Origin of the sequence: Massilibacteroides sp., assembly GCF_028705895.1 — a bacterium.
GTDB lineage: Bacteria > Bacteroidota > Bacteroidia > Bacteroidales > Tannerellaceae > Massilibacteroides.
The window spans coordinates 1-11,224 of the sequence record NZ_JAQWCQ010000078.1; the positions used below are offsets into that span (position 1 = coordinate 1).

The window sequence follows — 11,224 nt, forward strand, 5'->3', positions numbered from 1 at the left end:
TCGGCTTTCAGCCGGAATTATTCGATGAATAGTAAGACTAAAGTGGAGCAAGAAGTTTGAGCTGATGACATTGGTCTCTAAAATGCCAGTTTGCAGTATAGACGTATCACGATGGATGATTACCATAGCAACCCGATATTTTGCCTGATCCGATGTTATGCAAATGTTGTGCAATTCGGAATAAAAAAAGTCTCAACCCGCTTTTGAAAGCTTGTTGAGACTTTTTAATGTTGTTCTACCAGGGCTCGAACCTGGAATTTCAGGACCAGAATCTGACGTGTTACCATTACACCATAGAACAATGTTGAACGTTCCCGTTATTCGGCTGCAAAGATATTGTTTTTTTCATTCTTGCAAAAAAAATGAGAGAAAAAGATTGCTTCAATATCTTTAAGAAAGCCATAAAGAAGTATATTCGCATTCGTCTATCTATGGATAAGTATAAATATATAAAGACGGGTGTTGGCATCCTTTGCATTTTATTTACGTTATGGGGTGCAATTTATCTATTAACTCCACGGGAATTATTCCGCGTGCCATATTCTACGCTTTTATATTCAGCTGATGGAGATTTATTAGGTGCTCGCATTGCTAAAGACGGACAATGGAGATTCCCTACGGCCGACTCAATACCTGATAAGTTTACTGCGGCATTAACGACTTATGAGGACAAGCGTTTTTTTTATCATCCTGGTATAGATCCTGTTGCTTTGGTAAGAGCCATGAAAAGCAATTTAAAATCCGGACATATTGTTAGCGGTGGTAGTACTTTGACCATGCAATTGGCCAGATTGGCTAAAGGAAACCAAGACAGAAACATCTATGAGAAAAGTATAGAGGCTCTGTGGGCTCTTTTTCTGGAAACAACGCATAGTAAAAAGGAGATTTTACGTCTATATGCCTCGCATGCTCCGTTCGGAGGCAATGTTGTTGGAATAGAAACAGCTTCCTGGCGATATTTTGGACGTAGTGCTTCGAATTTATCCTGGGCGGAAAGTGCGACACTGGCCGTACTTCCCAATTCTCCTGCTTTAATTCATCCGGGGAGAAATAGAAACGCATTGAAAATAAAGCGCGACAAATTACTCCTGCAAATGAAAACACGTTATATCATCAATCAGGAAGAATATGAACTTGGTTGCATGGAACCTCTGCCGGATGCTCCACTTCCCCTACCCGATGAAGCTCCACATTTGCTTGCCCGAATGAGTCAGGAAACAGGAAAAAGTCGTTTGCAAACTTCAGTTAAGCAGAAGTTACAACAACAGGTACAGCGGATTGTAGATAGTTATGCTCGTCAATATAGCAGTAATCACATTTATAATCTTGCTGCATTAGTGGCAGATGTGGAAACGGGAGAAACATTGGCTTATGCCGGGAATGTTAGTTTCAGGGAGGATGATAAAAGAGGAAATCAAGTGGATATCATTACTTCTCCACGTAGTACGGGAAGTATTCTTAAGCCATTTTTATATGCAGGAATGCTGCATGACGGTATGATATTACCTTCCACCTTGGTCTCTGATGTGCCGCTAAATATTAACGGTTTTACACCTCAGAATTACAACAAAACCTTTTATGGAGCTGTTCCTGCGCATCAGGCGATAGAACGTTCTCTTAACGTTCCGCTTGTTCGTATGCTATCGCAATACAATACGGGACGGTTTATGTCTTTATTAAAATCGTTGGGAATGACAACGCTTCGTTTTAGCGAAGAGCATTATGGGGCTTCATTAATATTAGGCGGTAGCGAAGGTACATTATGGGATATCTGTGGTATGTATGCTTCGTTGGCTCGCGTACAACGGCATTACCGTTCTTATAACGGACGGTATAATCCGGGAGATATTCATCCGCTACGTCTTGTATCGGACATTAAAAAAGAAAAACCGATCGTATCCATTACTGATGAACGGTTGACTGATAAACCTTTGCTTTCGGCTGCTTCGCTTTGGTTTATGACAGAAGCTATGTCTGCACTTAATCGTCCGGAAGAAGAAGCTGACTGGCAACAGTTTTCATCTATGAAACAAGTCGCATGGAAAACCGGTACAAGTTATGGTGGAAGAGATGCATGGGCTATTGGATTTACGCCTAAATATGTCGTTGGAGTCTGGGTAGGTAACGCCTCCGGCGAAGGTCGTCCGGGTCTAACCGGAGTAGGTAATGCCGCCCCGGTACTATTTGATATCTATTCCCTGCTTCCCTCTTCCGAATGGTTCGATATGCCTTATGATGAAATGGAAGAGACATTGATCTGTCGAAGTAGCGGGCATAAAGCTTCTCAGTTATGTGAACCGGTGGATACCTGTTATATCCCGATCAGTGGAAATAAAACGATCGTATGTCCATATCATCAGCAAATACACTTGTCGGCCGATGAACGATTTCGCGTAAACAGTTCATGTGAGAGTGTAGATAAGATGATCACCCGTTCCTGGTTTGTTCTTCCTCCTGCTCAGGAATATTATTACCGTAATTACCATATTGATTACCGTCCGCTTCCTCCATTCAGGTCAGATTGTGATGGCATGCAAAGCCGGCAGATTGAATTAATTTATCCGGAACACAATGCCGTACTCTATCTGCCTATAGGTTTTTCGGGAGAACAGGAAAGTTTCATATTTAAAGCAGCTCATGGACGTAATGATGCTGTCTTATACTGGCATTTAGACGACCAATTTCTCGGTGAAACAAGAGAGCAGCATCAAATCAGTTGTCGCCCTGTACCCGGCAAACATCTTCTTACGCTAATTGATTCATGGGGTAATCAACGAAAAATCAGTTTCGAGGTAAAAGGAAAATGACCAATTACACTATATTAATTTTTTAGCTAACCATTTACGTACGGGTTCGTCGTATAGCTTCAGATAAATATAAGCAAGAACTATCGCACACACAAAAATGACAACCGCAACAGGCCAAGATTGCGAGAGCGTTAGTTTGTTATTATTTACAACAGCAAAATAAATATAGACAAGTGGATAATGGGTTATATAAAGCGGATAAGAGATGTCGCCAATAAATTTACAGATTGCTTTGCCTTTTTCCCCTTTAATCGTCCCTCCTGCTCCTGCTAACACGATGAGCGGAAAAATAAACAGAATAACCGAAGCTTCATACAATCCGTTCTGCCAGATCAATTCATGATTTCCAATTCGGGGAACACTTAAAACAAATACGATAGCCATCGTACAAAACAAAAAAGCATTATTAATACGAATCTTTTTCCCGATTCTCGCCAAAATCAATCCCATTAAGAAAGGATAAGCAAGACGGGTGAAACCAACGGAAAGTCCATCTAATGTGAAGGCCCATCCCCCTATCATATCTCCATGCGAAACGCCGAGATTGATTAAAAAACCGGCGGCAATTAGTGCCAGTACGCAAAGTATCTTTGTAGATAGTTTGCGTAAGATTAATCCATATAATATATTGGCAATATACTCAAAGAAGAGACTCCATTCAGGACCATTAAGCGGATGCATTTCATTCCATCCGCGTATATCCATAGAAGGAGGAACGGGTAAAACGGTAAATCCGATAACCATTAATAGAATCACACTCGCAACCGTTACCATATGATAATTGGGGAATACACCCGATTGTTGAAAAGTAATACCGATAGCTCCAATAACGGAACCAAGAACAATCATTGGCTGTAAACGAACAATTCTCCTTAGAACAAAGTCTTTGAATTTAATTTTATTCCATCGGTCATCATAAGCATATCCGATCACAAAACCGGAAAGCATAAAAAAGAAATCAACAGCCAAATAACCATGATTAATAATTTGTCCGGCTTTGCTCGAGGCGTGTGCTTCAAGAAGATGAAAGAGCAAAACCAAAATAGCCGCAACACCTCTCAATCCATCTAAAATAAGATAGTGAGGTTTTGTTTTTATAACTTTTTCCATTACAATATAATTATGTTTTTACCGATGGAGGACAAAAGTAATATCTAAATAAAATATTCTTGTATTTATTAAGCAATAATTATCAAAGGAGAAGAAAAATTCAGTCTTTAAATACTCCTGAAAATATAAGCCCCACAGCTTATAAATAGCATTTATAAGTCCTACAGCTTATAAATGGCCATTATAAGTTGTAGAGCTTATAATATCGGAATATAAGTTTTAAAACTTATATTTGCAGAAGAAAACGGATTATCATGAAAAGAGCAACCATATCAGCAGACATCATAGCGTCTTCTTCTTTGTCGGCGGAAGAACTCTATAACCTGACTCAATTTATACATGATCTCTTTGAGAAAATAAAAAAGTATCAGAAAGACAACGATAAAGAGGATATTAAAATGCGTTTGGTTGCCGGTGACCTGATAGAATGCCTGCTGTTGAATCCCAATGATGCATTGCGGATAGTCTTGACGCTTAAAGCAGGAATAAAGTCTTTTCCGATAGAAAATCCGGTTAACAATGATCCCGCAACTGAAAAATACAGAAAGTTGCTTGAGGTACACGGCATACGTGCAGCAATTGGTATTGGTGATATGGACATTGAACTTGCTGAAAAGAATATATTAAAAGGAGAAGCTATCAATATTTCCGGACGTCTTATCTCCGAACAGAAAACATCAAACAAGGAAAGAGTAACCATCAAAAACACTTTGTTTTTCGGATCCGGGAGTGAATATCAAAATAGTATTTTTCAACCGATACTATCACTTCTTGATACGATCTTTACCAAGATGACACGCAAACAGAGCGAGATAATACTATGGAAACTTATCGGATATTCAGAACAAGAGATTGCAGAAAACTTCGGTGTATCTCAATCATCCGTTAACCAGCACTCAAAGAATGCCGGATGGACATCGATCGAAGAATCACTTCATCTGTTTTCTACATTCGATTTTCAGAACACCTAAACCCCAAAGAAAATATTTACGTAGTAAGCCAATAAAAAAAATTATGGAAAAAATATTACTGAGTCAGTTTATTGCACACATCATGGCTGACTATTTTGCACAATCCGAATGTATTAGCAGAATGAAACAAGAGAAAGCTCTTAGTTCATGGCATCTTTATATCCATGTTTTAATTGTATTTGTCTTTTCCCTTCTGTTAACTCCTGTATGCAGTTTTATAGGATATGCAGTAGTAATTGCTCTGACTCACTTTATGATAGACGTTTTAAAGTCTTCCTTAGAACGTTGGCTTAAAAAGAAAAAAGGATTCAATGATAGATTTTATGTGAATCATTATTTATTCTTTACCGATCAATTATTGCATTTAATCGTATTATATGGAGTGGTTAGCTTCTTTTGGACAAGAAACCAAGTATTCCCCTCCTATCTGGAACTTTTCAGCGTGAATCAGTTATTGATTTTTACAGGATTCCTTTTATGTATGAAACCGGCTAATGTGGTTATTAGGATTTGCTTAGCTTCATTGAATTTATATGCTTCAAACGAAAAAGAAAGTGGAAATGATCTTGAGAAGGCCGGTCGTTGGATCGGAACCATCGAACGTATATTGACATTAGTCTTGGTTATGTTGCAACAATATGCTGCAATAGGTTTTATAATAGCTGCTAAATCGATATTAAGGTATAATGACAGCAAGACCGGAAAAGCAGAGTACGTATTAATCGGAACACTGCTAAGCTTCGGTATTGCTGTCTGTATAGGGATCGGAATAAAACAAGGTATCTTTGAGTCCTTTTTAGAGCCTGTTTAAATTTTTATTCGTGGCTTATTTTGTTTTATTTTTTGTTTAGTTGTATATCCGCATGAATGAGCATAGCGGGCTATGTGATTGAATGCGGAGATGCAGATAAGCAAAAAAGAAGACGAAAGAAGACCGAAACAAGCCCTCAAGAAATATCCTATAAAAAATTAAACAGGCTCTTAATGTTTATTCAATTCTAAGGTATAAATTCCTGCTTCAAATTGTCCGGCATACAAAAAAGGTTCACCTTTTACTTTAGATATCCTACTTCGCGTGCCATTTTTCGTAAAAGAATACTTTTGCTCAGGTATGGGTAAGTAAACGTTAGCTTTCATATTGGCAGGAATTACAAGATGCAGGATATACTGACCGGCATTATTCTCTATTTCCATCTTTACCTCTCCACGAATAGTCGGAATAACAGCTTTAGCCCATTCTAATGAACCGATTTGGGGTTTGACAGAGATTGTTTCGAATCCGGCGGTCAACGGCTCCACTCCCATCAATTTACGAGGGATAATGTTAGCCGGAACTGCTCCCCAGGCATGGTTCCAGTCCTGATTCGGTTTGTATATATTATCCCAAGCTTCCAATGAAATGGTCGAACCTACACGGATCATATTATACCAACTACGATCGTCAGTCTTTGTCAACATCTTCAGCGCATAATCGGCATCTCCTGCTTCATATAACGCATCCATAAGAAATTGCGCACCATAAACACTGCAAGCCATTCCACGGGAGCGAATAAACTCCAACACGTTATCTTTATTTTTATCGGGAACAAGTCCGAATGCTAATGGAAACATATTGGCGTGCAATGAAGCATGATCTGTTGCTTCACCATCTACATAATATCCTTTCTTTGTATTTAAAAAGGTTTTATTAAAAATCACTTTAACTCGTTCACTTTCTTTCTGAAAGAAATCTGCATCTTCACGCTGATCTGTCAGACGTGCAATTACAGCCATCCGTTTTAACGCTTCATAATGAAAAGCGTTGACAACAGTATTGTAATTTGTAAACACATAGCCATCAGCTTCCCCTCCTTCTTGTTTATTTAATCCAAGAATACCCGTATGCGGCCAATCTACGATGTCACGTATCTCTCCTTTAAAACGGATAGATGACTGAAATGTCTGATCTTGCAAACCGGTTTTCGTACTGATCAATCCGTTATCTCCTTTTAATGCCGTCAAAGTACGCGCTTTTAAAACTGCATAATTCGTTTTCAGGGAGCGGAGATCACCTGTATATAAATAATCCTGCCAGGCAATTAACACTGCTTGCAAAATCCATTCCGTAGGCCATGTGGGGTGTTCTAACAAATATTCGTACGAACGTCTTGCCATTGTATATTCCCGATCTACACCATAATGACATAGCTGGTTGATTAATGCATCCGCTTCATAAGGAATACGTTCCCGATCACCATCGACATAGATACCCAGAAAAGACGTAGCCTTAATAGAGTATTTACATAAATCCCATATCTGATTCAAGATATCATTACTGCATGAAAAAGACGAAGCTGTTTCATCAAACGGATAATGCACGCTTTCTCTCATAACCGATACGTTATCCAACAATTCCTGCCGACCTTCCACCTCGCAATAGCGGAAAGGCAAAACCTCACCAATATAAGGCGGGATCAACACGGCCGCCGCTCCTGTATTTCGTTTATCCTTAGCAATATTTATCCGGTAAGAATGTGTTCCTTTAGACAAAGCAACAGCATAACATTGATAACGAATAGTTCCACCGGGCTTACGATTAATCCGATCCTGTTCTGCACGTTCGCCAAGATGAACAAACAAAGAATCCTTGTCTTTATCCGTACTTACCGTCAAAACAAGTTGTCCAAAGGCTGCTTTATTGAAATCAAAAAAACGAACTCCTTCAGCAACCTCTTTAGAACGAGATACTTGCTCAATTGTTTTAACTAATGGATAACCGGCAGCCTTATACTCTTTCAGCTTAGTTGCTGTTTTAAACACTTTAATATCCGACCAGTCACTTTCACCACCCAAGTTAGTTATCACCTTCACCTGCCAGGCATACATCTGTCCGGGTAATAACGCTTTGCCATCATACACAATTCCTGTAGAACTATCCGAATTCACTAATCCACTATCCCAATAAGATTGTCCAGACTTTATTGCAGACTCATATGACTCAAAGACCCTTATCTGATACCCCATTTGTTTAGTTCCTTCCCCATTAAACGGAACAATCCAACTGAAAGACGGTTTTGATGAAGCAATCTCTGCATATTGTATCAGATTAGACGTCTCATCAATTCGATAAAGAGGTAAATTAGACAAATACCCATTTTCATACACAACATCCGTATGCTCAAGTAAATCGGTCAGCAGACCGGTTGGTTTGTTGTTCGAGGCTTGGCTACAAATAATAAAAGAAAAAAACAGGATTAAAGTAAGAGTCGGTTTATTCATTTTTCAATAATATGATTGTTTAAGCTACAAATATAAAAATCAAACAGAATACAACCCGCAATTCTTGTTAGAAGATAAAAAAGATGTTTATAAAACTTCGTTTATTAAACATTCGAGATGTATAAAGCGTTATTTACGCGTAGTACTAACATAACTTTTAATAGAAATATAGATATGGGATTATTAGAATCATCCAAGTGGCGTTATGCCACTAAAAAATTTGACCCTTCAAAGAAAGTTTCTCAGGAAAATGTAGATAAAATAATTGAAGCAGTAAATCTTGCCCCTACTTCTTCCGGATTACAACCTTTTCAACTGTTGGTTATCACAGATCAGAAATTAAAAGAACAGATTGTTCCGATAGCTGCGGGGCAGCAACAGGTTGCTGATGGGTCACATTTATTAGTTTTTGCTGCATGGGATAATTATACAGCTGAACGTATTGAAAATGCGTATAAATTAATTACAGAAGTAAGAGGTCAAGCTCCTGATACATATAAATCATATACAGACAGACTAAAAGCGGCTTATCTGAATCGTCCTGCTGAAGAGAATTTCGCCCATACTGCACGTCAGGCTTATATTGCTTTTGCATATGCTATTGCTATGGCTGCTGAGCTGAAAGTGGATACAACCCCTATGGAAGGGTTTAGCAATGAGGAATTGGATAAATTACTAAATCTGCAAGCTAAAGGACTAAAAAGCGTTCTTTTGTTACCATTAGGCTATCACGCAGAAGATGATTGGCTTTTACATCTTAAAAAAGCCAGACGTCCGCTTTCTGATCTTGTGATTAATTTGTAAAAACAAGAAGTCTTTTTTAATAAAACGGTTTCAATTCTTGGTTCATTGGTGAACTAAGAAATTGGAACCGTTTTTCTGTATATGGATCTTTATATTATATATTTCCCTAAAATAGTGTACAAATGACAATTATTATTATTTTTGTATTCCACTATTGAGTAATCTTAAATTGTAAATATCATGAAAGTAAAAAAGACGTTAGCTTTATTCTTAGTTGCCACAGGCCTCTCCTTTCAGATGAACGCACAGGAGAACAAATTGATTCTTAATGTTGATCAAGGTGAACATGTTATTAGTAAACACATCTACGGACATTTTTCCGAACACTTGGGACATTGTATTTATGGAGGTTTCTGGGTTGGAGAAGATTCTCCTATTCCTAATACTCGCGGTATTCGGAATGATGTCGTGAAGGCTCTGAAAGACATCAGTATTCCTAACCTCAGATGGCCAGGAGGTTGTTTTGCGGATGAGTATCACTGGATGGATGGAATAGGCCCTCGCAGTGAACGCCCTAAGATGGTAAATACGCATTGGGGAGGTGTTGTTGAAGACAATAGTTTCGGCACGCATGAATTCCTTGATCTTTGTGAACAGCTTGGATGCGAACCCTATATCTGCGGTAATGTGGGTAGCGGTACAGTAGAAGAGATGTCTAAGTGGGTAGAATATATCACTTTTGATGGAGAAAGTCCAATGGCCAACTTACGTAAAAAGAACGGAAGAGAGAAACCCTGGAAGGTTAAGTTTTGGGGCGTTGGTAATGAAAACTGGGGTTGTGGTGGAAATATGAACGCCGATTTTTATGCGGATCAATATTTGAGGTATGCAACATACTGTCGTAATTACGGAGATAATAATCTGTACAAAATCTCAGGAGGTCCCAGTGTAGATGACTATAATTGGACAGAAACATTAATGAAGAAGGTAGGAGGACGTATGAATGGCGTTTCTCTTCATTATTATACCGTTCCAAACACTTGGAATGAAAAAGGTTCAGCTACTCAATTTGATGATAAAGAATACTTTGCAACCATACAAAAGGCATTTCATATGGAAGAACTTGTTTCCAAGCATTCTACCATTATGGATAAATATGATCCTCAAAAAAGAATAGCACTTATTCCGGATGAATGGGGTACATGGTATGATGTTGAACCAGGAACAAATCCCGGATTCTTATATCAACAAAACACGATGAGAGATGCACTTGTAGCGGGTGTTACATTAAATATCTTCAACAATCATTGTGATCGTGTTAAGATGTCTAATATAGCACAAGCAATCAATGTTCTTCAGGCTGTAATTCTGACAAAAGATGATAAAATAGTGCTAACACCTACTTATTGGGTTTATTATCTTTATAAAGTACATCAGGAAGCAACCATGATTCCATTTAAACTAAATAGTAATAAATACAATTATCAGGGATTAGATGTTGATGCTGTAAGTGCTTCAGCTTCTTTGGATTCTAATGGGAAAGTACACGTTACTCTTGTTAATGTTGATCCGACTAAAGAACAATCGATTGATGGAATGCTGAACGGAGTAAATTTCAAGAAGATTTCAGGTAAAATATTAAGTTCTGCAAAAATAAACGACCACAACACTTTTGATAATCCGAATACTGTTACAGTCAAGGACTTTAACAATGCTAAGTTAACAAATGGAAAACTGGCAGTTAAGTTACCTGCAAGTTCTGTTGTAATGCTCGAAATAGAATAATTTAAAACAAAATCCTTATAATCCTTAAGTGGATTTACATATTTTCCCATATGCATTCCCGATAAATCGCTGTTTTTGTATAACTTTGCTGATGAATCAGGATTTTGCATATGGGTATTAAGAAGAAAATAGTATATATCTGTTGTGTTTTTGCCGGAATGATTTTACTGGCGCACAGCTTTATTCCCCATATTCATCACGATGGTGCTATTTGCTTTTTAAAGATTCACGCATGTGCTTCACCCATTGACGGAAACGACGAAGCACACGATCATGGTCCTTTGGAAGATTGTAAACTAAGTGATCTTCAAATTCGCCCCGAATCCAATGAAGGAATTACTCCCGACCTTTCCGATCAATTCCTTTTAAATTATCATTTGATATTTGTTCAGTTAGAACAAGTTCTGTTACAAACAGAAATAACTCAGGAACGACAGCATAAACCCTATCTGCTGTTATACACTTCAGTTCTTGCAGACTCTATCCATAGTCTGCGGGCTCCCCCCATGTCTTTTCATTCCTGATAACAACGTTGTTATTAGTTGATTC

At 38.2% G+C, this 11,224-nt stretch carries 8 protein-coding genes and 1 tRNA gene; 6 read left to right on the plus strand and 3 right to left on the minus strand.

Annotation, left to right across the window (positions count from 1 at the left end):
* Positions 1 to 230: 230 nt before the first annotated feature.
* Positions 231 to 301, minus strand: a tRNA-Gln gene (locus tag PHT93_RS14200).
* 130 nt (positions 302 to 431) lie between these two features.
* Between PHT93_RS14200 and pbpC the strand changes: the two genes are divergently transcribed.
* Positions 432 to 2,807 (plus strand): penicillin-binding protein 1C, encoded by a 2,376-nt coding sequence (gene pbpC / locus PHT93_RS14205; RefSeq protein WP_300244238.1) that lies wholly within the window; start codon positions 432 to 434, stop codon positions 2,805 to 2,807.
* Positions 2,808 to 2,816: 9 nt separating this feature from the next.
* Here the strand turns inward: pbpC and PHT93_RS14210 are convergent, their stop codons facing one another.
* Positions 2,817 to 3,917, minus strand: coding sequence for an acyltransferase (locus PHT93_RS14210; protein ID WP_300244223.1), 1,101 nt, complete (start codon positions 3,915 to 3,917; stop codon positions 2,817 to 2,819).
* Between the two features lie 254 nt (positions 3,918 to 4,171).
* Here PHT93_RS14210 and PHT93_RS14215 point away from each other — a divergent pair, with 254 nt between their 5' ends.
* The gene (locus tag PHT93_RS14215) at positions 4,172 to 4,888 is read left to right on the plus strand and encodes a sigma-70 region 4 domain-containing protein (protein WP_300244225.1); all 717 of its coding nucleotides are present in this window, start codon (positions 4,172 to 4,174) and stop codon (positions 4,886 to 4,888) included.
* 43 nt (positions 4,889 to 4,931) lie between these two features.
* Positions 4,932 to 5,699 (plus strand): DUF3307 domain-containing protein, encoded by a 768-nt coding sequence (locus tag PHT93_RS14220; RefSeq protein ID WP_300244227.1) that lies wholly within the window; start codon positions 4,932 to 4,934, stop codon positions 5,697 to 5,699.
* Between the two features lie 170 nt (positions 5,700 to 5,869).
* On the opposite strand, the gene PHT93_RS14225 is transcribed toward PHT93_RS14220, so the two are convergent.
* A complete protein-coding gene (locus PHT93_RS14225; protein WP_300244229.1) occupies positions 5,870 to 8,146 on the minus strand; it encodes an alpha-L-rhamnosidase C-terminal domain-containing protein in 2,277 nt (758 codons plus the stop codon).
* Positions 8,147 to 8,320: 174 nt separating this feature from the next.
* Between PHT93_RS14225 and PHT93_RS14230 the strand changes: the two genes are divergently transcribed.
* The 3 genes from PHT93_RS14230 (at position 8,321) to PHT93_RS14240 (ending at position 11,199) form a co-directional block, all read left to right on the plus strand.
* Complete coding sequence (locus tag PHT93_RS14230) at positions 8,321 to 8,950, plus strand: nitroreductase family protein (protein ID WP_300244231.1); 630 nt, start codon at positions 8,321 to 8,323, stop codon at positions 8,948 to 8,950.
* Positions 8,951 to 9,130: 180 nt separating this feature from the next.
* Entirely contained in the window at positions 9,131 to 10,675 is a 1,545-nt protein-coding gene (locus tag PHT93_RS14235) for an alpha-N-arabinofuranosidase (RefSeq protein ID WP_300244233.1), read from the plus strand.
* Positions 10,676 to 10,785: 110 nt separating this feature from the next.
* Positions 10,786 to 11,199, plus strand: a complete 414-nt coding sequence (locus PHT93_RS14240; RefSeq protein ID WP_300244235.1) for a DUF6769 family protein — start codon at positions 10,786 to 10,788, stop codon at positions 11,197 to 11,199.
* Positions 11,200 to 11,224: the final 25 nt, after the last annotated feature.

What these genes read in the sequence shown, in the direction of transcription:
- PHT93_RS14235 (WP_300244233.1), top strand. Translation starts at nt 9,131, where the DNA reads ATGAAAGTAAAAAAGACGTTAGCTTTATTCTTAGTTGCCACAGGCCTC.
- PHT93_RS14240 (WP_300244235.1), top strand. Translation starts at nt 10,786, where the DNA reads ATGGGTATTAAGAAGAAAATAGTATATATCTGTTGTGTTTTTGCCGGA.
- pbpC (WP_300244238.1), top strand. Translation starts at nt 432, where the DNA reads ATGGATAAGTATAAATATATAAAGACGGGTGTTGGCATCCTTTGCATT.
- PHT93_RS14210 (WP_300244223.1), bottom strand. Translation starts at nt 3,917, where the DNA reads ATGGAAAAAGTTATAAAAACAAAACCTCACTATCTTATTTTAGATGGA.
- PHT93_RS14215 (WP_300244225.1), top strand. Translation starts at nt 4,172, where the DNA reads ATGAAAAGAGCAACCATATCAGCAGACATCATAGCGTCTTCTTCTTTG.
- PHT93_RS14220 (WP_300244227.1), top strand. Translation starts at nt 4,932, where the DNA reads ATGGAAAAAATATTACTGAGTCAGTTTATTGCACACATCATGGCTGAC.
- PHT93_RS14225 (WP_300244229.1), bottom strand. Translation starts at nt 8,146, where the DNA reads ATGAATAAACCGACTCTTACTTTAATCCTGTTTTTTTCTTTTATTATT.
- PHT93_RS14230 (WP_300244231.1), top strand. Translation starts at nt 8,321, where the DNA reads ATGGGATTATTAGAATCATCCAAGTGGCGTTATGCCACTAAAAAATTT.